Origin of the sequence: Aeromonas sp. S13(2024) (genome assembly GCF_041402405.1) — a bacterium.
Classification (GTDB): domain Bacteria; phylum Pseudomonadota; class Gammaproteobacteria; order Enterobacterales; family Aeromonadaceae; genus Aeromonas; species Aeromonas veronii.
On the sequence record NZ_JBGLRA010000004.1, the window covers coordinates 64,007 to 83,811 of the forward strand.

The following is a 19,805-nucleotide window of genomic DNA, read 5'->3' on the forward strand; positions in this document are numbered from 1 at the left end:
AAGGAATAGTCGGCGACTTTACCAAATCAAAGGCTTGTTTGTAATATGCTGGCAGTTCTCCCATGCATAGATGGAGCTCACATGAGCCAATCACCCCATATGGTCAAAGATTCAATCAGCGGTGCAGACTACTTTCTGCGCGGTTTTTCCCTCATTCGCCAACCGGGCATCCGCACCTTTGTGCTGATCCCCCTGCTGGTCAACTTCGTGCTGTTTGCCGGGGCCTTCTATGCCCTGCTGCTGCAACTGGACGGCCTGTTCGCCTGGCTCCATCAGCAGATCCCCGCCTGGCTCGACTGGCTGGACTATCTGCTGTGGCCCATCGCCCTCATCACCATACTGGTGGTCTTCTCCTTTATCTTCAGCTCGGTTGCCAACTGGGTAGCCGCCCCCTTTAACGGCCTGCTGGCGGAGAAGGTGGAGCAGATCCTCACCGGCCAGCACGCCAATGACAGCGGCATGCTGGATATCGTCAAGGATGTGCCACGCACCTTCGGCCGCGAATGGACCAAGCTGAAGTATTACCTGCCCAAGGCCATTGGCTGCCTGATCCTGTTTCTGATCCCTGTGGTGGGCCAGACCCTGGCGCCTGTGCTCTGGTTCCTGTTCAGCGCCTGGATGATGGCGATCCAGTATGTGGATTATCCGTTCGACAACCACAAGATCGACTTCATCACCATGCGTGACGCCTTGAAGCAACGCCGTGGCAAGTGTCTGAGCTTCGGCGCTCTGGTGACCCTCTTCTCCGCCATTCCGGTGGTAAACCTCTTCGTGATGCCGGTCGCCATCTGTGGTGCCACCGCCATGTGGGTCGATCACTACCGGCAAGAGCAGTTGGGGCGCTAACCCTTGAACATTGATCAGAAAAAGGCACCCGAAACGGTGCCTTGTTCGTATTTAGCATGAATTAAATTAATGCATGCATTCGATAGCTTGTCCCATATGACACGAGTTGGTAGGATTCTGGCCTTTCTCGTTCCCTGGGATATCTCATGTTACATGCACTCTTCTTGGTGGGCCTGGTGGCCGAAGGGATGACCGGCGCGCTGGCCGCGGGTCGGCGACGGATGGATCTGTTTGGTGTGGTGATCATCGCCTCGGCGACGGCCATCGGTGGTGGCACCATCCGCGATGTGCTGCTCGGCCACTATCCGCTGCTCTGGATTGAACATCCGGAATATGTGCTGCTGGTTGCGGCAGCTGCGATGGCGGGTGTGGTCTCCGCCCCCCTGATGCGCTACCTCGGCAAGCTGTTCATGGCCCTCGATGCCCTGGGACTGGTGGTCTTCTCCATCTTCGGTGCGGCCCGAGCGCTGGATATGGGCCACGGCGCCGGTATTGCCTGCATCATGGCGGTAGTGACCGGGGTCTTTGGCGGGGTGCTGCGGGATCTGCTCTGCCAGCGCATTCCACTGGTATTTCGTCGCGAGCTCTATGCAGCCATTTCGCTGATCACCGCAGCCCTCTACTGTCTGGCGCTGGATCAGGGCTTGCCGACCAACTGGGCCGCGTTCGGTTCCATCGGGATCGGCTTTGTACTGCGGCTGCTGGCGGTTCGCTTCAAGTGGGGTCTGCCCACCTTCAACTACCAGTACGCGACCCACTGAGTACGCCAGCTTCTGGCGAGGCGGGTTGGATTGCGAGCAACAAAAAAGCGCCCGAGCGGCGCTTTTTTCATGGACGGTCTGCGACTCAGTTAATCCCTTCCGAGCTGAAGAAGGTCGCCTTGTCGGCGATAAAGCGGATCTTGATATTCTTCCCTTCCCCGCCCCAGAGGCAGCTGGTGGTGCCTAAGGCGTCATCACAACGCTCCGCCTTGCCCAGAATGGTGCTGGCCTCGGAGTAACTCATCCCCATCTTCAACTGGTCGTAATTCTCACGGTTGAGCTTGCTGCAACCGGTCAACAACAGGGCGATCAGGCCGCCAATCACTATCTTTTTCATCGCTATCTCCTCTCTGGTGGGAAGAGCTTGGCAGCTTGCCATCCCCTTTACCAGCTGCGCACCGGGCCGGTATCGAGGTGAACGAAGTTATCACGAGGATAGTAACCAACCCCACCCACCTTGAGCTGGAGCGCCGCCTTGCGCAGATGGGCCAGCTGTACGCCGGGGATCCGCACATCCACCGCCTGTCCCAGGGTGTGGTAGCTGTGCTTGGCCACGCCACGGCTCTTGTGGCGCTTTTGGCGATTGGTGGCCGGGGCGCGATAGCCGGAGATCAGCTGGATTTCACTGCGCCGACCCAGCTTGTGCTGCAACAGAAACAGCTGATCAAACAACTTCTTGTCGATGTTGAACACTTCGTTGCGCCGGTAATCGCGGAAGATGTGGTTGAGCTCGGCCAACCCGTCGCTCAGATAGTGGCCGTTCTCCCAATAGCTGGCGCGCACCCGCTCGCCGGTATTGAGATTGAAGAAACTGAGTTCACGCCCGGTGGTACTGCGGCTGGCCAGTGCAGGGAAGGAGATCAGCGAGCTGCCCAGCAGGCAACCGGCTCCCAACAACAGGCGACGTCGACTTATCTCTTGTTCCAGCATAAGGGGTTCGTCCATCGCAGATTCAAGCGAAAATAGTTGAATAAGATCACTGATTGAATGTGATACAGGCGCTTGAAACTACCCTCCGGCGGGGGGCCCTGTCAAACCTCAATCGCCCATAGAAAAGCCCGGCACAGGCCGGGCTTTTCACTCTGTGGCAGGGATCACAGCAGGCGGCTCTGGAAGCTGACCCGATCAAATCCGTAGATATCGTTGCGCAGTTGCTGGCGACCATTTTCGTCGATCCAGCTGCTCCAGTAGACGGTAAAGACCGGGATCGGCGTGGTGAGCGGCAACCATTTGGTCTGGCTCTCCTTGAGGATATTGGCCACCTTGTCCGGCTGATAGCGGGAGTCCGCCAGCAACAGCTCGGCCAGATCGTCGGCATGCTCCACCCGGATGCAGCCCGAACTGAAGGCGCGCGCCCCCTGTTCGAACAGCGCCTTGCGCGGGGTGGAGTGCAGATAGATGGCGTCATTGTTGGGCAGGTAGAATTTGTAGCGCCCCAGGGCATTGTGATCCCCCGGCTTTTGCCGCAGGCGATAGGGGAAACCGGCGGCCAGCGCCTGATGCCACCCCTCTTCGGTGAACTGGACCGGATTGCCCTCGCTGTCGATCACCTCGAACTGCTCGCGACTCAGGTACGCGGGATCCCGACCCAGCTTGGGCAGGATGTCCTTGCTCAGGATGGAGCGCGGCACATGCCAGGAGGGATTGAGCACGATGGAGCGAATTTCGCTGGCGAGGATGGGCGTGGCTCGCTGCTCCTTGCCGACGATGACCCGGCTGGTGAATACCTCGTTGCCGGACTCCACCACGCTCAGACGGTAGTCGGGAATATTGACCAGCACGTAGCGGCCACCGGCGAGCTGATCCACCAGATCGCGACGCCACAGGTTACGCAGCAGCAGGCTGGCGCGCACTTGCGGGCCGGTATTGAGCCAGGAGCGGGTCTGACGGCCGATGATGCCGTCCGCGGTGAGACCGTGACGACGCTGGAACTGTTTGATGGCCTGCTCGGTATCACCATCGTAAATCTGATCACCATGGCTCGGGGCGCTGTCGCCCAGCTCGTTGAGCATGGCGCGGATTTGGCCGAGTTCGGCGGAGCTCTCTCCGGCACGCAGGGTCGGCATATCGAGGGTTGGCCACTTGCTGGCCATCGGCATCGCCAGCAGTTTGTGCACTTTGGCCCGCACCGCCTCGTATTCCGCCACCTGGGGGCGCAGGGATTTCACCTGGGTTAGCAGGTCATCATCGCTGGGTTGGGTCACCACAGGGCGGTTCAAATCGAGCTTGAGGGTCTTCATCTGCTCGCGCGAGACCAGATCCATCCCCCGCCAGGCGTGCTGGAAACGGCTCAGCTTGGTAAAAATGTCGTCATAGATGGCACCACGCTTGTCTGCAGGGGTGGCCTGCAGACGCTTCCACAGCGTGAAAAAATCGGGATGCAGCTGGGCAAGCACAGCCTCTTGCAACTGCTGCTCCAGCTCGACACGGGCCTGTTCGGCCTGACTGCCCTGATACCAGTCGTGTCCGGTTTCACTGGCCGCCACCACAACTTGTGCTTCGGTCGCATGTACCGCGCCAGCGGGCAAACATCCCAGCCACACCAGATTGGCAAGGGCCAGCCAATACTTCATCCCCATGGGTACCTCAAAACGGTTTGTTCACTCTGTCGGGCCTGACAAGCAGACCCGATGCTCAGGCCGCTCATGATGCGTGAACGGCCAATACTTTGCTAGCGCCCGGGGGCATAACGCTGCCAGATAATGTCATACGCATCTGTCTCCTTGAACCGCGCCAACGCCTGATTGAATTGTTGCAAGAACTGCGGCGAAAAGCTGCGCTTGCCCAACATAAAGAAGCTCGGCGATTCAGATACCACCATGGGGTGACTGGTGAACAGACCGCTCATCCCCTCCTTGTTAAGGGCGCTGGGGGTAGCCAGCATGTCACCAAGGAAACCGTCGATCCGCCCGCGGGCCAGCTTCTCATAATTTTGCTGGTCGCTCACCGCACTCACCTGTTTGGCATAGCGAGCGAGCAGCGACATCACTTCCTCACCATAGAAGTACTCTTTGGTGACGCCGAGGGAGTAACCACTGGCCAGCCAGCTCGCCAGATCCCGCTCGGGGTAGTGGCTGCCCTTGCGGATCCACAGCAAGGTGCGCCCCGGGTTATAGGAGTCGGAAAACCAGGCATAACGGGCGCGCTCATCATTGATATTCGCCTCCATCGCCATGTCTATCTCACCATATTCCATTTCGTGCAGTACCCGCTTCCAGGGCAGCTCCACATAGTTGACCTTGCAGTGCATGGAAGTGAGCACAGCCGTCAGCACCTCGGCGGCATAACCGCGCACCTCTTGCGGTGAGTCGGCTTCGTAATAATGGTAGGGGGGCCAGTTATCGTAACCGACCTCAATGGGCTCGGGACACAGGGCCCTGGCCAATGCCATTGGCGCCCATAATCCAAGCAACAGACAGCAAGAGATCCACTTCATATGTCATCCTTGACGAATAAGTGACTCATCATAAATCGCCCCCTGCAAAATGGCGATAGAGGCCAGATGACTATCGCATCCGCTAGAAAATGACGCAGCAAAGCACGTCTATTTGCCAAATACCTTGCCGGAGCGCCACTGGCAACCGGCGCCCCGCCAGACCTGTTTAACCGGGAAACAGCAACGTTTGGAACAGGGGTAAAAAGGGGTTAATATGTGACCAAATATTTTTTTGTGATCCACTATGCTTTTTTTGCAATTGGATTAGCATATGCGCGACATCGGCCTACCCATTCTGTCAGGCATAGAGAGTGATATGACGTACAAAAAGTTCGGTTTTTTGACTGCCATTCTGGCGTTAAGCGGTTTTTATCTTTACACCCTCTATCTGGCTGCTCACCCCAACGTGAGCTTGGCCTACAAACTCTATTATCTGGAAGGCAAGACCCGCTTCTGGGAACACAACTCCAGCATGACCTATCAGCCGGGTAACGAGCTCAATCTGACCAAACCGAGCCGCTTCCTCTCCAGCGAAGGCTGGGCCAAGAAGCCGAGCGACGAAGGTACCTTGCTCAGCGGTCAGGGCGGTCTCTACTTTGTGCTGCCCAAGCAGGCGGCCAATCCTGATCAGCTTACCGTGCAGGCCCGCATCAACAGCCCGGAAGCCGGCGCCCTGTTGAAAGTAGCGCTGGGTCACGACTTCACCACCACGGTGAAACTGGCCAAAGCGGGCATCAACGAAATCCGCCTCAGTCTGCCCGGTGACTCGCTCACGGCAGATCCCAAGCGCCCCAATTTTCTGGCGCTCTCGGCACCAACTCCCATCAATGTGCAGTCGGTACGTTTGACCGTAGCCCAGTGATCCTTGCCCCGAATACCATTTTATAAAAACAACTATCCCAAATAAGGACGTTCTTATGTCGCATCCAGATTTTCGACTCTCTCTGGTTGTTCCCGTTTACAACGAGGAAGAGAGCATCGATGCCTTCATCAACGCGATAGACAACGAACTGGCCCCGCTGAAAGACCAGCTTGAAATTGTATTCGTCAACGATGGCAGCCGTGACCGCACCCGTGAAGTGGTCGAGCAGGCCATCGCCCGCGATCCGCGCCTAACCTTGGTCAACCTGGCACGCAACTTCGGTAAAGAAGCGGCCCTGACCGCAGGTCTGCATCAGGCCAAAGGGGATGCCATCGTGCCAATGGACGTGGATCTGCAAGACCCGCCCGCCCTGATCCTGGAGTTCGTCAAACTGTGGCAGACCGGTGACTATGACACCGTCTACGGCATCCGCGTCGATCGCAGTGCCGATACCCCGATGAAGCGCCTGACTGCCGGTGGCTTCTACCGCTTCTTCAATGCGCTCTCCACCAGCACCAAGCTACCGGAAAACGCCGGTGACTTCCGCCTGATCGACCGTCGCGTGGTCGAGGCGATCAAGCTGCTGCCGGAGCGTAACCGCTTCATGAAGGGTCTGTTTGCCTGGGCCGGTTTCCGTGCCGTTGGCGTCCCCTACGAGCGCCCGGCCCGTCACGCCGGTGAAACCAAGTTCAACTACTGGAAACTGTGGAATTTCGCCCTCGACGGTCTGCTCAGCTTCTCCAGCTGGCCGCTGCGGGTCTGGAGCTATGTGGGTGTCAGCGTCTCGCTGGTGGCCTTCCTCTATATCCTGAAAATCATCACCCAGGTGATTTTCTTCGGCATCGACGTACCCGGCTATGCCTCACTGATGTCCGTAGTGCTGTTCCTCGGCGGTATCCAGCTGCTGTCGCTCGGCATCATCGGCGAATACATCGGCCGCATGTTTGTGGAAGTGAAACAGCGCCCGGTCTACCTCATTGAAGGGGTCTATGGCCAGTATGCCAAGCAGGATGCACGCAAACCGCAGAGCGCTGACAGCAACCCGCAAGAGCAGCAGGAGCAGGCGCCTCAATGATCTCCCGCGAGGAATTCTGGCGGCTGGTACGTTTCGGTTTTGTCGGCGGGGGGGCTACCCTCGTCGACCTTGGCACCTCCATCGCACTGTTTCATACCTGGCCCACCATCTCGGAGCACCTGGTTACCACGCTGGCTTTTGCCATAGCGTTCTGGTTCTCCTTCTTTGGTCACCGCTACATCACCTTCCAGAAGCAGGGAGCCGCCAGCAAGTTTCTGCTGGTCGCCCTCTTCTCGCTGGCGGTGCGTAACCTGATCCTGAGCGGCCTGCTGTTTGCGGGGCTCTCCGGTCTGCTGCCGGTGGTCATCGCCACCCTGACCGTTACCGTCCTCACTTACGTTCTCTCTCGCGTCTGGGTTTTTGCCTGATGAATGATATGACCAATACTGCCCCGCTAACCGGGGCTGCACTCCCCTATCGCCCGTCACTGCGCATCAGCGGCCGTGACTGGCTGATGATCATCGCCGCCTTCATGCTGAGCCGGGTGGCGCTGTATGGCATGGGCTACTTCGGTGTCCAGCTCTATGGTTCCCCCGACATCGGCCCGCTGCAGGCCTATTGCCAGTTCGACTGCGTCTGGTTCCAGCGCATTATCGAAAACGGCTACGACCTCTACCCGCGCTGGCTGAGCAAGGGCAATGCGGCCAACTGGGCCTTTATGCCGCTCTATCCGATGGTCTCCGGTGCCATCTCCAACCTGTTCAATGTCGAGAGCCTGATCGGCCTCATTATTGTTACCAATATCTCTTTCTTCGCCAGCCTGCCGCTGATGCTGCTGGTGTTGCGTCAGCTCAAGCTGGGGGACGATACCGCCCGCTTCGGCGTCTGGCTGCTCGCCTTCTCCCCCTTCTCAGCCTACTTCGTCTCCGGTTATACCGAGTCGACCTTTATGGCGCTGATGCTGGGGATGTTCCTGTTCGCCTATCGGGAGCAGTGGCTGATGGTGGCCGTGCTGGGGGTCTGTATCTCCGCCACCCGCAACCTGGGGGTGATGATGGTCTTCCCGGTGCTGATCCTGGCGCTGCAGGCCTACGGCTGGCGGGAATTTTTCCGCTTTACCGAGCGCGCCTTCAAGGTGGTCTTCACCCTCTGGATGATCCCGTTTGGCCTGTTTGCCTACATGGTCTACCTCTATCACCTGACCGGCGATGCCTTCGCCTTCAAGCACATTCAGGTGGCCTGGGGTCGCTACATGGACAGCCCGCTGGACTGGTGGCTGAGCGGTTTCGAGCTGGGCGGCCGCAAGGCTTACCTCTCCATCATGGTGATCTTCGGCTGGTGCCTGAACGGTTACCTGTTCAGCCAGAAGCGCTGGGCGGAAGCGACCCTGATGTTCATCTGCTGCACCATTCCGCTGATGACCGGCCTCAACGCCATGCCACGCTACATGTTCGGGCTCTACCCGACCCTGCTGGCCATCATTCTGCTGACCCATCGCTGGCCCGCCATCCGCCCGGCGGTGCTCTGCATCAGCGGCATGGTGGCCTCCTTCATCGCGGTGGCCTTCGTCAACTTCAAGTTCTTCACCGTCTGATGTGACGACGATGCCTGATACACCAAATGCCGGTCACCTGACCGGCATTTTTTTATGGCCGCTATTTTGATCGACAGAGCCTCCCATCTCCTCTCCGTCACACTTTCCTCGGCTTGAAAACGTAACCATTTGAACTGAAGTCACAAATCGGCATTTTGCCGATCCAAGGCGCGCTTTGCTGCTCCTAGAATGGGCCCTTGTCCGAACTGCCCTGCTCAAGGAATGGCTTATGCGTCGTGCTCATCACTTATCCCCTCTCTGGCTTGCCCTGCTGGCCGCCCCTCTGTTCATCCAACAGGCGATGGCCGCCCCCGAGGTTCGCCTCTATGTGGATGGTCAACCGGTAGCGGCCCCGATCGCGCTGGATAAGGGCATGGTGGAGCTGACCCATCCCCTTGCCAAGGGGAGCCACCAGATCCGCATCAGCGACGCGGGCAACAGTTGCGGTACCAGCTTTGGCCCGAGCGAGAGCAAGCCGCTCCCCTTCGGCACCGCCCAGCCCATGGACAAATGCAGCAAGGATCAGAGCTTTACCCTGCGGGTGATGCTGGCCGGGGAGTATCAGTTCACCTTCAACCCGGATACCCCCAGCCTCAAGGTGCTGCGGGCGACCAAGAAGAGCGAGTTCAAGCGCCAGCCACCAGAAGAGCCCTGCATCAGCTGGGATGGCGGCCCGGTCACTGTATCCCTGAAAGGGGTCTGGCCCGACGGCACCCGACTGAGGGATGCCTACTCAAAACAGGAGGCGGTGGTCAAACAGGGCAAGCTGACCCTGACCCCGAGCAAAGAGAGCGGTGGCCTGCTGCTGCTCGAACCGGTCAAGGCGGCCAAGCCAGCACCGTTCAGCTGGGATCAGGCGAGCGTCTATTTCCTGCTGACCGATCGCTTCCACAACGGCGACCCCGCCAACGACCACAGCTTCGGCCGCCAGAAGGATGGTCAGGATGAGGTAGCCACCTGGCACGGCGGTGACTTCAAGGGGCTGACCGAGAAGCTCGACTACATCAAGAGCCTCGGTATGAACGCCATCTGGATCACCCCCATGGTGGAGCAGGTGCACGGCTTTATCGGCGGTGGCGAGCAGGGCAACTTCCCCTTCTACGCCTACCACGGCTACTGGGCGCTCGATTTCACCAAGATTGACCCCAACTACGGCAATGAAGAGAGCCTGAAAACCCTGGTGGACGAGGCCCACAAGCGCGGCATGCGGATCATCCTCGACGTGGTGATGAACCACGCTGGTTACGCCACCCTCGCCGACTTGCAAGATCTGGGGCTCACCGAGCTAACTCAGAACAGCAGCAAACTGCCGACCGTCTGGAACCAGTGGCGCCCGAGCGGTGGCCTCAACTGGCATGGTTACAACCAGTTCATCGACTATCAATCACCCGCGTGGAACAAGTGGTGGAGTGGTGACTGGGTGCGCGCCGGTCTGCCCGGCTACCCGCAGCCAGGCACCGACGATGTCACCGGCTCGGTGGCGGGGCTGCCCGACTTTCTGACCGAATCGACCAAACCGGTAGGGCTGCCGCCGTTGCTGGCCGCGAAAAAGGATACCCTCGCCAAGGCGCTGCCCGACGCTACCGTGAGCGACTACCTGATCGCCTGGCACACCGACTGGGTGCGCCGCTTTGGCATCGACGGCTTCCGCGCCGACACCGTCAAGCATCTGGAGCCCGAGGTGTGGGCCAAGCTCAAGCAGGCGGGCACCGCTGCGCTCAAGGAGTGGAAGACTGCGAACCCGGGCAAGGCCCTCGACGATCTGCCCTTCTATATGGTGGGAGAGGTGTGGGATCACGGGGTCGCCAAGGATTTCTGGTATCAGAACGGTTTCGATTCCCTGATCAACTTCGACTATCAGCGCGAGTTCGCACTGTCACAGGCCCAGTGCATGGCCAGCGCCGAGCCCACCTATGCCAGCTACGCCAGCCGCATCAATCAGGATCTCGAGTTCAACGTGTTGAGCTACATCAGCTCCCACGACACCAAGCTGTTCTTTGGCGACTATCAGGATGTGCCGCTACAGCGCCGGGTCGCCAACAGCTTTATGCTGCTACCGGGCGGCATCCAGCTCTACTACGGCGACGAGTCCGGCCGCGGGCTGGCCAAGGATGGCGGGGTGTTCGATCAGGCGCTGCGCTCGGACATGAACTGGCAGGAGCTTGCCAGCGGCGACAAGGCTGAGCTGGTCAAGCACTGGCAGCAACTGGGCCAGTTCCGCGCCGCCCATCCGGCCATTGCGGCAGGCAGCCACCAGAAACTCTCGGATGCTCCCTACGCCTTCGTGCGGGAGAAGGGGGATGACAAGGTGGTGGTGGTCTTTGCCGGTCGGCAGAAGTAGCTCTTGAGCCACATTCACCAGCAACAGAGAGGGGAGCCACTGGATCCCCTCTTTCGTTTATCTATCTGCCACGGTTCACTGTGACTGGCGCGCTGCCACCGGCCACTGCAGGCGAGCTTTGACCAACATCTCTTGCCACAGGGGCCAGGCCAGCAGCGCCTGCTGATAGGCTCCGGCCTGACCGGGCAACAGGATGCCGTAGCTGGCCAGTCGATAGGCCATCACGGCATAGAAGGCATCGACAATGCCCGCCTCGCCAAAGTAGAAGGGGCCCCGCGCCTGCGACCAGATCTCCTGCAAACGGGCCAGCTCACCGACCGTCTCCACCGGGGGATCGATACGGGTTGGCGCCCCAAGAAAGAAGGGGAGCAGAGAACGGACCTGCCGAAATCCCGCGTGCAACTCGGCGCAGAGACTGCGAGCCAGTGCCCGCTCGGCCAGCGAAACCGGATAGAGCTGGCGGTCAGGACAGAGCTCGTGAACATATTCGGCGATGGCCAGCGAGTCGTGAACCCGCACGCCATCGTGTTCGAGCCAGGGCACCAGACCGGCCGGTGCCAGCCGCTTGAGCCGGGCCAGCGACTTGGCATCCTCCAGATCAAACACCTGCTCCTGCCACGTCAGCCCGCTCATGGCGAGCACCAGTGCCGCCCGCATCGCCCAGGTGGAGCCGGTGCCCACCGCCAATACCAAGGATCCCATCTGTTGCCTCCTGCATGAGTTGCCTGCGACCGGCCGATCTGCCCTGATGACAAAACATCCGATGGTCGCTTCACATTTGCGCACCGGCGGGTTTGACCCTCTTGGTGAGCGATGCTAGTTTGATTTTTCAAAACAATCAGTTAGCAACAATGTGAGCCATTAACCGAAATATGGACAGCCAATTTACCATCGTCATCGCAGATGACCACCCCCTGTTTCGGGGCGCCCTTTACCAAGCGGTGCATATGGCCATCAACGACGCTCAATTGCTGGAAGCGGACTCCATCGACAGCCTGACCAACCTGCTCGGCGAGCACCCCGAAGTTGACCTGTTGCTGCTCGATCTCAAGATGCCGGGCGCCAACGGCTTCGAGGGGCTGGCCCACCTGCGCGGCCAGTATCCCGACCTTCCCATCGTGGTGGTCTCCGCCTCGGAAGATGCGGCCATCATCCAGCAGGTGCTGCGGCTCGGAGCGCTCGGCTTTATTCCCAAGTCGGTGCCGATGAAGGAGCTGGTCAACGCCCTCAATACGGTGATCGGGGGGGATAACTGGGTGCCGGAAGGCATCTCGCTCCATCCCGAATCGGAAGATGGCCCTGATTTCGCCAGCAAGCTGGCCAGCCTCACCCCCCAGCAGTACAAGGTGCTGATCATGCTGCGTGACGGCAGCCTCAACAAACAGATCGCCTGGGAGCTCAACGTCTCCGAGGCCACCATCAAGGCCCATATCACCGCCATCTTCAGAAAACTGGGGGTCAAAAACCGCACTCAGGCGGTTATCGCTCTGCAACAGCTCGATATCAAGGAGAGCTGAACCCCGCGCGCAGTGACACGCGGGAGACGACATAGCCAGCCATGCTGGCTATTTGTTGCTCGACAATTAGCACGATCGTACTTTATGCTGCCAGCGCCAACGAGGAGAGAGTGATGAGCAAGGGGCGCCTGACCCGGGAAACCATTTTGCAGACTGCCTTTGAGCAGGCGAGCCAGCAAGGGCTGGAGAGCCTGACCATCGGCTCGCTGGCCAGCGCCTGCGAGATGTCGAAAAGCGGCCTGTTTGCCCACTTTCAATCCCGCGACAATCTGCAGATCGCCGTGCTGGAGTACGCCGCCGAGGTGTTCCGGCTGCGGGTGATCCAGCCGGTACGCCAGCAGGAGCACCAGAGCCAGCATGACAAGCTGATCGCCCTGCTGCGGGCCTGGCAGGCGTGGAACCACTGCTTCGCCGGACGCTGCATGTTCCTCGACGCCTGGACCTCGGCGCAGGATGGCCATGAGCAAAAGAGCCTGGTGCAGCAAGCTGCCCGGCAACTGGTGCGCTTCTGGCTCGACTATCTGGCCCGTCAGGTGGTGCAGGGTCAGGCCGCAGGCGAGTGGCGACAGGAGATGGATCCCTGGCGCGCCGTTTACCGTCTCTATGGCCTCTATCTGGCGGATCAGGTGTTCAACGATCTCGAACTGTGTCAGGATCCGGCCCGCCACTTCTGGCCCGAGGTGGACGCTCTGCTGAGCAGCTGGCGCTGATGTTTTGGCATCCGTTCAACACTAATTTTTAAAAACCGACAAAAAGCACGACCGTTCGCACACAAAAACCACAGGATGACCATGAGCAGCAAGATCTACTTCAACACCCGCCGCTTCAGCCCGAGCAAATGGCTGCTGGGGATCGGCACCCGGTTGCACCACAGACTCGCCCCCACCCATGCCAAGCGCACCGCCAGCAAGTTACTGCTCACCCCTCAGCGCAATCAGCGGGATGGCCACGAACCTGTCGGTCTGGTGAAGCAGGCCGTCCATACCAGCGAAGGGGTATTGATGAGCTATCGGCTCGGTCAGGGACCACTGTGGCTGCTGATGCACGGCTGGTCCGGCAGCGCCAGCCAGTTCTATCCGCTGATGAGCCATATCGCCGCGCAGGGTTTCACCGCCATTGCCTACGATCATCCGGCCCACGGCCAGAGCGCAGGCAACACAGGCCACCTGCCCCGCTTCGTACGCGCTTTCGACGAGCTGGCCAGCGAAGTAGGCCCACTGCACGGGGTCATCGCCCACAGCATGGGAGGCGCCGTCACCCTCTCCAGCCGTCAGGCGGGTATCGATACCCTGCCGCTGCTGTTGATTTCGCCGGTGCTCGACTACGTGCCCCAGCTCTACGGCATGGTGGCGCGCTCCGGCTACTCCATCCGGTTGTTCGATGCGGTGGTCAAGGAGATTGAGCAGGAGTACCAGCACCCCTTGAGCACGGTCGATCCGCTGGGACGCCTCGCCAGTCGCAGCGGCGCGGCGATGATAGTGCACGACGAGGAGGACAGATTTGCCCCCCACGGCGATTCCTTGCGGGCCAGTCAGGATGGTCATACCCGGCTGGTGAGCACCCGGGGTCTGGGCCACGGTCGCATCCTCGCCAGCGCCCCGGTATTCGCCGCCTTCGATCAGCTGGCGCGGCCGGAAAATCCTCACCGCGCCCTTTGACACGGGGCCATGAAAAAAACGGGCGAGCGCCCGTTTTTATATTTGATACAGCGCCTTATAGTTAACTTGTCAGTGGGAACATTCTTGTCAGAACACGATAAGGCGCCAGCATATGGCCAGACCCAATACAGCGTTGTTGCTCACCGGTGGCGGTGCTCGCGCCGCCTATCAGGTCGGCGCCCTCAAGGCGATTGCGGAGCTCTACCCGCGCAATCTCGGCATCCCTTTTCCCATCCTGTGTGGCACCTCGGCGGGGGCTATCAATGTCACTGCGCTCGCCTGCTACGCCTCCTGCTTCCATCTGGGGGTGCGCAAGCTGGAGTGGGTCTGGCGCCGTTTCGAGACTCACCACATCTTCGATTTTCACCCGGGGCGCCTGCTGTGGCGGTTGATGTACGAAGGGTCGGCAGGGCTGATCAATCCCCACACCAACCACGCCTTTCACCTCTTTGACAACGCGCCGCTGCACCGCCTGCTGGATCAACTCATCGACTATCACCGCATCGATGACAACATCCTCTACGGCAGTCTGGAGGCGCTGGCCATCACGGCATCGGATTACGATGACGGCCTCTCCACCACCTTCTTTCAGGGGCGGGCCGACCACCATCCTTGGGAGCGGGCTAGACGGCGCGGGGTACGCACCGTGCTTACATCTGAGCATCTGCTCGCCTCCTCGGCGTTGCCCTTCGTCTTTCCGGCCACCCGGATCGGCGAGAAGTTCTACGGCGACGGTTCCATCCACCAGTTGAGCCCGCTCAGCCCCGCCATCCATCTGGGGGCGGAGCGGATCCTGCTGATCACCCTGGATCCGCCAGCCCACTCGGCACCGACCCATCATCACGGCCATCTCACCAGCTCCAATATTGCCAGCCATCTGCTCGATACGGTCTTTACCGACACCCTCAACTCCGATCTGGAGCGGCTGTGGCGCATCAACCAGACTCTGGATCTTATCCCTGAGCGGGAGCGCAATCGCCTCAAGCTGAAGCGGGTGGAAACCTGCGTGCTGAAACCGAGTCAGGATCTCGATACCATCGCACTGGCCTACCTGCGCAAACTGCCGCTAAAGTTGCGCCGCCTGTTGCGGGTGCTGGGTGTGAAGGGGGATGAGACCAGCAGTCTGGCCAGCTTTTTGATGTTCTATCCGGGTTATTGTCAGCAGCTGATCAAGCTGGGCTATCAGGACACCCTGAGGGAGCGGGAGCGGGTCGTCGCCTTCCTCGATATCGAAGGGCTACCAAAAGAGCGGGAATAAAGGGCGCGGCCGATGAGAGCAAGGGGACTCAGCGCCCCTCGAGCAGACGCTGCTCCGCCTGCTCCATCGCCACCACGGTACCAAACAGGATCAGCCGATCCCCAGCCGCCAGCACCAGCTCGGGTCTGGGCTCCAGACTCTGATCCCCGCGCTGTACCTCCTTGATCCGCACCTCATCAAGCGGCAGCTCGCGCACTTCATGGCCCACCGCCCACGCCTGATCGTGCAGCAACAGCGGATGGAGGCGTTCGAGCAGCTGATCCGCTTCCAGATTGCTGGCACTCTGATCCCCCCAGTAGAAGCCGTGCAGGAAGCGATACTGACTGCTGCGCTCCAGCTCCATCCGGCGGATCACCCGACCGATGGGGATATCGCAGTTGAGCAGCAGGTGGGAGACCAGCATCAGGGCCCCTTCCTGGGATTCGGGGATCACCTCGAAGGCCCCCGCCTGCTTGTACTGCTCCAGAAAACTGTCATCCCGAGTACGCACCAGCACCTTGAGATCCCCCGCCAGTTCGCGGATCAGTGCCAGCATAGCCTCCACCCGCTTGCGATCATCGAAGGTGATGATCACCAGCCGCGCCCGCAACAGCCCGGCGGCCAGCAGAATATCGCGGCGGCTGGCATCGCCGAAGGCCACCTGCTCCCCCGCCAGCTTGGCCTCGCTCACCCGCTCTGGGTCAAGATCGAGGGCCAGAAAGGGGATCTCCTCGATCTTGAGAAAGCGGGCACAGGTCTGCCCGGCCCGGCCAAACCCGGCGATGATGACATGCTGGTTTTTGCTCAGGCCCGACTGGGCGACTTCGGAGCGGGTAAGCAGCGCCGGGTCGGTCAGGCTGCGGGCCAGCGAATGGGCCTGAGTCACCAGCCAGGGGGTCATGGCGATGGAGATGATCCCGATGCCGATGAGCAGGGAGACCAGTTGCTGATCCAGCAGGCCGTGGTGCAGTGCCAGTGCCAGCAGCACGAAGCCGAACTCCCCCACCTGACTCAGCATGATGCCGGCGGCCATGCTGTCGCGCTTTCGCTCCCCCATCAGCCGCCCGGCCAGCAGCACCAGTAGGGATTTGCACAGCACCAGCAACACCACGCAGATCAGCACATGCCACCAAGCCCGCGCCACCAGCTCCCACTCCATGGCCATGCCGATGGTGATAAAGAAGAGCCCCATCAGCACATCGCGAAAGGGCTTGATGTCTACCTCCAGCTGATGACGGTAGTGGGACTCCCCCAGCATCATCCCCGCCAGAAACGCCCCCAGCGCCATCGACAGCCCGAGTGAATGGGTCATGTAGGCAGCCAGCAGCGCAACAAGCAGGGCACTCAGCACGAACAACTCGTCGGAGCGGGCTCGCGCCACCTCGTGAAACAGCAGCGGCAGTAACCACTTGCCCACCGCCAGCAGAGTAAAGAGAGCAAACAACCCCTTGAGGGTGGCCCAGGCGATCTCGGCGGCCAGGGCGCTCCCCTGTACTTCCGGCTGAGCGAGAATAGGGATCATCACCAGCAGGGGCACCACCGCCAGATCCTGAAACAGCAGCACGCTCACCCCCAGCTGGGCGCGGCGGGTATGGAGCTGCTTCTGCTCGCCGAGCTGCTTGATCACCACCGCCGTCGAGGAGAGCGCCAGCGTCCCCGCCACCACCAGCGACTGGGCCAGACCCAGCCCCCACCACCAGCCGATGGCGAAGAAAAGCAGTGACGTGAGCAGCACCTGCAACATCCCGACCCCCAACACCAATCGCCGCATCGCCAGCAATTTCGGCAGGGAAAACTCCAGCCCCAGCGAGAACATCAGAAAGACGATCCCCAGCTCGGCAATGGTCTGCATGATCGACTGGCCGGTGATCACCGCCAGCCCGTGGGGGCCGAGCAAGACGCCGGCAATCAGGTAGGCAAGGATGACCGGCAAGCCAAGGCGCCGGAAAGTTGCCACCAGCAGAACGGCGGCGAACAGCAGGATCAACAGGTCGGTGTACAAATTTTCCTCTCCTTTTATCGACTTAAGCTTAGTCAGCCGATCTGGCGGGTAGGAAAGATATATTGGGCATGCCAATTGCAGGGAGGAGACAGTAGTCAGGTGTTACAGGTGGAAGACCATGGAAAATACGTCGTCACTTAATGGCTTTAGCCATGGCATCGAGCAGTGGGTTCGCCAGATGGAGCGGCTCACGCCGTTGCCCAGCGTTGAACGCAACCAGTTGCTCGAGCAGTTGTTGGGGCAGAGCGATCTCGGCGGTCTGCTGACAACTTTTGCCGATCGTGCGGCAAGAATTGTCAGGATCCACGGTCTCTACCTCGATTGTGGCCAGCCCCATGTGCTGATCCAGCACCCGCCGCTGGCCACCCTCAACCTGCACAACTATCCGTTCGAGCTGCGCGGCCAGCACGGCCAGCTGCTCGGCCAGCTTCACTACGAGCTGGAACATCCGCTGAGCGGCAGTCAGCAACGGGTACTGATGCAATACCATCAGCTGCTCTGCCTGCTGCTGCCCCTCTATCTGCGGCTGGAAAAACTGGATCAGCTGGTCCGGCTCGATCACCTGACCGGCCTTGGCAACCGCTCCTACTTTGACGAGGCTATCGGTCGCGCCATCGAGCAGCACAGCCGCGAGCCCCACGGTCTGGTGCTGGTGCTGCTGGATCTCGATCGCTTCAAGCAGATCAATGACACCTGGGGCCATCCGGTGGGGGATCTGGTGCTGAGTCGCTTCGCCCAGCTGCTCAAGGGGTGTATCCGCAGTACCGATCAAGCGTTCCGGCTCGGGGGAGATGAATTTGCCCTGCTGCTGCAACCGGCCGAACCCGAAGCGTGGCGCCCGGTCTGGCTGCGACTGCAGCATATGTTGATGACCAACAAGGAGCTCAGCACCTTCTCGGTCGGATGCAGCCTTGGCGCCGCCAGCTGGCAATCCGGGGTCGATGTGCCGAGCCTCTACGAGGCGGCCGACAGTCACCTCTACGCCCGCAAAAAAGCCGGCAAGGCCAGCCCTAACGAATAATCGCGAACTCTTCTTTGCTCCGGCACATGCGCGCCATGTGACCGGAGCTTCTTTTTTTGGGGCTAATCCCCCCTCACACCGAGATCACCTCAGGCAAGATCCTGCTCGGGCAAAACCGGAGCTGCACCGCCCTCCAGCCAGTGACAGACCAGCCCGGCACCCTGTGCCATAAAACCGTCGCAGACAAAGAGCCCCACCACCGCCGCCACCTGCTCGCCATAGTAGAGGATGGGGATGCGCCCCCGCTGCCACGAGGGAACACCATACTCTTGCAGCAGCTTCTTCATCCGCCGACTACCGCTTCGCCCCACCGGTTTGAGGGGGATCCCGGGCGCTACCTGAAAACGCACCGAGAGCGGCTCGTCCGCTCGGGGGGCACGCAGCAGCCCCTCGCCGTGCTCCGCCATGCGCACCACCAGCTCGCCCAAACCGTCCGGCAGGGTCAGCGGCTCATCCACGGTCAGCGGCAATACCTGATGACAGGGTTGCAAGTCAGGGCTCACCAGATAGAGCCGCTCCTGAAAACGACGGCAGCTCTGGCGCCCCCAGTTGAGCTGGGGATTGGCATCGCCGCGCGCCAGCGCCACCTCCTGCCAGAGCCGGACAAGCTGCTCACGAGATGGCATCTCCCGCCCCTGACGGCGGATCCAGTAGCGCAGAAGGTTGTTGCGCCGGGTGGGTGAAAGGGCGTGTAAGGGGCCGATATGGAGCGCCTCCCCCTCGCCCGCCAGCTGCCAGTCGCTCTCGGCCAGCTCATCCAGCAGCGCCTCCTGCTCGGCGCACAGGGCCATGCTGCGCGCCGCGGTCTGGGCCATGGCGGGCCAGCGCGCCTTGAGTTGGGGGATAAGCGTCTGGCGCAAAAAGTTGCGGTCATAACTCACGTCCAGATTGCTCTCATCCTCCACCCAGCCAAAGGGGAGGCTCGCCGCCGCCTCGGCCAGCTCGGCGCGACTCATATCGAGCAGCGGCCGCAGCAACAGGCCGCCGGCAAAGGGCTGGCTTGGCAAGATGCCGGCCAGACCGCGCAGACCGGCGCCGCGCTTGAGGGCCAGCAGCAGGGTCTCCAGCTGATCGTCCTGATGGTGGGCGGTGAGCAGCCACTCCCCCTCCCGCATCCGGGCGGTCAGCCGCTGGTAACGGGCGGTGCGCGCCTGCGCCTCCAGACTCTCGCCATTGCCGCGGGCCAGAGTTACCCGCTCGACCAGCAGCTCCACCGCCAATTGCTGACACACGGCTTCACAATGAGCGACCCACTCATCGGCATGGGGACTGAGGCCGTGGTGCACGTGCAGGGCGCGAAGTGGCAGGCCGTGCTCGCGAGCATACTGCGCTGCCAGCACCAGCAGCAGGGTGGAGTCGAGGCCGCCACTGAAGGCCACCAGCAGACCGGTGGAACCTTCCGGCGCTGGCATAGTCAGACAAAAGCGAGAATAAAGATGAGAAATCATAGGCTTCCCCAAAACGGACCGGCCGATCTTAGCAGAGTCGGGCTTATCAAGCTGCAACCCTGCTGCT

Annotated in this window: 19 protein-coding genes; 12 read left to right on the plus strand and 7 right to left on the minus strand. The window is 60.7% G+C overall.

All coding sequences use genetic code 11. The annotated features are described in order from the left end of the window. The first annotated feature begins 81 nt into the window (after nt 1-81). Nucleotides 82-846 (plus strand): sulfate transporter CysZ, encoded by a 765-nt coding sequence (gene cysZ, locus ACB042_RS07860; protein ID WP_164537491.1) that lies wholly within the window; start codon nt 82-84, stop codon nt 844-846. 146 nt (nt 847-992) lie between these two features. Continuing rightward, complete coding sequence (locus ACB042_RS07865; protein ID WP_005338456.1) at nt 993-1,607, plus strand: trimeric intracellular cation channel family protein; 615 nt, start codon at nt 993-995, stop codon at nt 1,605-1,607. 85 nt (nt 1,608-1,692) lie between these two features. On the opposite strand, the gene ACB042_RS07870 is transcribed toward ACB042_RS07865, so the two are convergent. The 4 genes from ACB042_RS07870 to ACB042_RS07885 form a co-directional block, all read right to left on the minus strand. Beyond that, the gene (locus tag ACB042_RS07870) at nt 1,693-1,944 is read right to left on the minus strand and encodes a lipoprotein (protein ID WP_236295648.1); all 252 of its coding nucleotides are present in this window, start codon (nt 1,942-1,944) and stop codon (nt 1,693-1,695) included. Nucleotides 1,945-1,991: 47 nt separating this feature from the next. Next, nucleotides 1,992-2,537 (minus strand): DUF882 domain-containing protein, encoded by a 546-nt coding sequence (locus ACB042_RS07875; protein ID WP_005338458.1) that lies wholly within the window; start codon nt 2,535-2,537, stop codon nt 1,992-1,994. Nucleotides 2,538-2,701: 164 nt separating this feature from the next. Then, a complete protein-coding gene (locus tag ACB042_RS07880) occupies nt 2,702-4,186 on the minus strand; it encodes a murein L,D-transpeptidase (protein WP_005358830.1) in 1,485 nt (494 codons plus the stop codon). Nucleotides 4,187-4,278: 92 nt separating this feature from the next. Then, a complete protein-coding gene (locus ACB042_RS07885; RefSeq protein WP_144714684.1) occupies nt 4,279-5,043 on the minus strand; it encodes an ABC transporter substrate-binding protein in 765 nt (254 codons plus the stop codon). A gap of 316 nt (nt 5,044-5,359) precedes the next feature. On the opposite strand from ACB042_RS07885, the gene ACB042_RS07890 reads away from it, so the two are divergent. The 5 genes from ACB042_RS07890 (at nt 5,360) to ACB042_RS07910 (ending at nt 10,855) form a co-directional block, all read left to right on the plus strand. Then, entirely contained in the window at nt 5,360-5,905 is a 546-nt protein-coding gene (locus tag ACB042_RS07890; protein WP_041202288.1) for a hypothetical protein, read from the plus strand. Between the two features lie 55 nt (nt 5,906-5,960). Continuing rightward, entirely contained in the window at nt 5,961-6,980 is a 1,020-nt protein-coding gene (locus tag ACB042_RS07895) for a glycosyltransferase family 2 protein (protein WP_371178197.1), read from the plus strand. Continuing rightward, nucleotides 6,977-7,348, plus strand: a complete 372-nt coding sequence (locus ACB042_RS07900) for a GtrA family protein (protein ID WP_005338463.1) — start codon at nt 6,977-6,979, stop codon at nt 7,346-7,348. Before ACB042_RS07895 ends, ACB042_RS07900 begins: the two co-directional genes overlap by 4 nt. Continuing rightward, nucleotides 7,348-8,514, plus strand: coding sequence for a hypothetical protein (locus ACB042_RS07905; protein ID WP_005338464.1), 1,167 nt, complete (start codon nt 7,348-7,350; stop codon nt 8,512-8,514). The genes ACB042_RS07900 and ACB042_RS07905 overlap by 1 nt, the downstream gene beginning before the upstream one ends. Before the next feature lie 229 nt (nt 8,515-8,743). Further along, a complete protein-coding gene (locus tag ACB042_RS07910) occupies nt 8,744-10,855 on the plus strand; it encodes an alpha-amylase (protein ID WP_371178198.1) in 2,112 nt (703 codons plus the stop codon). A gap of 75 nt (nt 10,856-10,930) precedes the next feature. Here the strand turns inward: ACB042_RS07910 and ACB042_RS07915 are convergent, their stop codons facing one another. Further along, nucleotides 10,931-11,557, minus strand: a complete 627-nt coding sequence (locus ACB042_RS07915) for a glutathione S-transferase (protein WP_201986954.1) — start codon at nt 11,555-11,557, stop codon at nt 10,931-10,933. Nucleotides 11,558-11,727: 170 nt separating this feature from the next. On the opposite strand from ACB042_RS07915, the gene ACB042_RS07920 reads away from it, so the two are divergent. The 4 genes from ACB042_RS07920 to ACB042_RS07935 all read left to right on the plus strand — a co-directional run bounded on the left by ACB042_RS07920 (nt 11,728) and on the right by ACB042_RS07935 (nt 15,288). Beyond that, the gene (locus ACB042_RS07920) at nt 11,728-12,372 is read left to right on the plus strand and encodes a response regulator transcription factor (protein ID WP_076492859.1); all 645 of its coding nucleotides are present in this window, start codon (nt 11,728-11,730) and stop codon (nt 12,370-12,372) included. A 113-nt stretch (nt 12,373-12,485) separates the two neighbouring features. Further along, on the plus strand, nt 12,486-13,082 hold the full coding sequence (locus ACB042_RS07925; protein ID WP_201986956.1) for a TetR/AcrR family transcriptional regulator: 597 nt from the start codon (nt 12,486-12,488) through the stop codon (nt 13,080-13,082). A gap of 81 nt (nt 13,083-13,163) precedes the next feature. Then, entirely contained in the window at nt 13,164-14,030 is an 867-nt protein-coding gene (locus tag ACB042_RS07930) for an alpha/beta hydrolase (protein ID WP_371178199.1), read from the plus strand. A 112-nt stretch (nt 14,031-14,142) separates the two neighbouring features. Continuing rightward, a complete protein-coding gene (locus ACB042_RS07935) occupies nt 14,143-15,288 on the plus strand; it encodes a patatin-like phospholipase family protein (RefSeq protein ID WP_005347843.1) in 1,146 nt (381 codons plus the stop codon). Nucleotides 15,289-15,316: 28 nt separating this feature from the next. Here the strand turns inward: ACB042_RS07935 and ACB042_RS07940 are convergent, their stop codons facing one another. Beyond that, a complete protein-coding gene (locus tag ACB042_RS07940) occupies nt 15,317-17,269 on the minus strand; it encodes a cation:proton antiporter (RefSeq protein ID WP_371178200.1) in 1,953 nt (650 codons plus the stop codon). 118 nt (nt 17,270-17,387) lie between these two features. Here ACB042_RS07940 and ACB042_RS07945 point away from each other — a divergent pair, with 118 nt between their 5' ends. Continuing rightward, nucleotides 17,388-18,290 carry a GGDEF domain-containing protein gene (locus ACB042_RS07945; protein ID WP_005347848.1) on the plus strand — a complete coding sequence of 301 codons (903 nt, stop codon included), beginning with the start codon at nt 17,388-17,390 and terminating at the stop codon, nt 18,288-18,290. An 89-nt stretch (nt 18,291-18,379) separates the two neighbouring features. Here the strand turns inward: ACB042_RS07945 and tilS are convergent, their stop codons facing one another. Then, entirely contained in the window at nt 18,380-19,738 is a 1,359-nt protein-coding gene (gene tilS / locus ACB042_RS07950; RefSeq protein WP_371178201.1) for a tRNA lysidine(34) synthetase TilS, read from the minus strand. Between the last annotated feature and the right edge of the window lie 67 nt (nt 19,739-19,805).

What these genes read in the sequence shown, in the direction of transcription:
- cysZ (WP_164537491.1), top strand. Translation starts at nt 82, where the DNA reads ATGAGCCAATCACCCCATATGGTCAAAGATTCAATCAGCGGTGCAGAC.
- ACB042_RS07865 (WP_005338456.1), top strand. Translation starts at nt 993, where the DNA reads ATGTTACATGCACTCTTCTTGGTGGGCCTGGTGGCCGAAGGGATGACC.
- ACB042_RS07870 (WP_236295648.1), bottom strand. Translation starts at nt 1,944, where the DNA reads ATGAAAAAGATAGTGATTGGCGGCCTGATCGCCCTGTTGTTGACCGGT.
- ACB042_RS07875 (WP_005338458.1), bottom strand. Translation starts at nt 2,537, where the DNA reads ATGCTGGAACAAGAGATAAGTCGACGTCGCCTGTTGTTGGGAGCCGGT.
- ACB042_RS07880 (WP_005358830.1), bottom strand. Translation starts at nt 4,186, where the DNA reads ATGGGGATGAAGTATTGGCTGGCCCTTGCCAATCTGGTGTGGCTGGGA.
- ACB042_RS07885 (WP_144714684.1), bottom strand. Translation starts at nt 5,043, where the DNA reads ATGAAGTGGATCTCTTGCTGTCTGTTGCTTGGATTATGGGCGCCAATG.
- ACB042_RS07890 (WP_041202288.1), top strand. Translation starts at nt 5,360, where the DNA reads ATGACGTACAAAAAGTTCGGTTTTTTGACTGCCATTCTGGCGTTAAGC.
- ACB042_RS07895 (WP_371178197.1), top strand. Translation starts at nt 5,961, where the DNA reads ATGTCGCATCCAGATTTTCGACTCTCTCTGGTTGTTCCCGTTTACAAC.
- ACB042_RS07900 (WP_005338463.1), top strand. Translation starts at nt 6,977, where the DNA reads ATGATCTCCCGCGAGGAATTCTGGCGGCTGGTACGTTTCGGTTTTGTC.
- ACB042_RS07905 (WP_005338464.1), top strand. Translation starts at nt 7,348, where the DNA reads ATGAATGATATGACCAATACTGCCCCGCTAACCGGGGCTGCACTCCCC.
- ACB042_RS07910 (WP_371178198.1), top strand. Translation starts at nt 8,744, where the DNA reads ATGCGTCGTGCTCATCACTTATCCCCTCTCTGGCTTGCCCTGCTGGCC.
- ACB042_RS07915 (WP_201986954.1), bottom strand. Translation starts at nt 11,557, where the DNA reads ATGGGATCCTTGGTATTGGCGGTGGGCACCGGCTCCACCTGGGCGATG.
- ACB042_RS07920 (WP_076492859.1), top strand. Translation starts at nt 11,728, where the DNA reads ATGGACAGCCAATTTACCATCGTCATCGCAGATGACCACCCCCTGTTT.
- ACB042_RS07925 (WP_201986956.1), top strand. Translation starts at nt 12,486, where the DNA reads ATGAGCAAGGGGCGCCTGACCCGGGAAACCATTTTGCAGACTGCCTTT.
- ACB042_RS07930 (WP_371178199.1), top strand. Translation starts at nt 13,164, where the DNA reads ATGAGCAGCAAGATCTACTTCAACACCCGCCGCTTCAGCCCGAGCAAA.
- ACB042_RS07935 (WP_005347843.1), top strand. Translation starts at nt 14,143, where the DNA reads ATGGCCAGACCCAATACAGCGTTGTTGCTCACCGGTGGCGGTGCTCGC.
- ACB042_RS07945 (WP_005347848.1), top strand. Translation starts at nt 17,388, where the DNA reads ATGGAAAATACGTCGTCACTTAATGGCTTTAGCCATGGCATCGAGCAG.
- tilS (WP_371178201.1), bottom strand. Translation starts at nt 19,738, where the DNA reads ATGATTTCTCATCTTTATTCTCGCTTTTGTCTGACTATGCCAGCGCCG.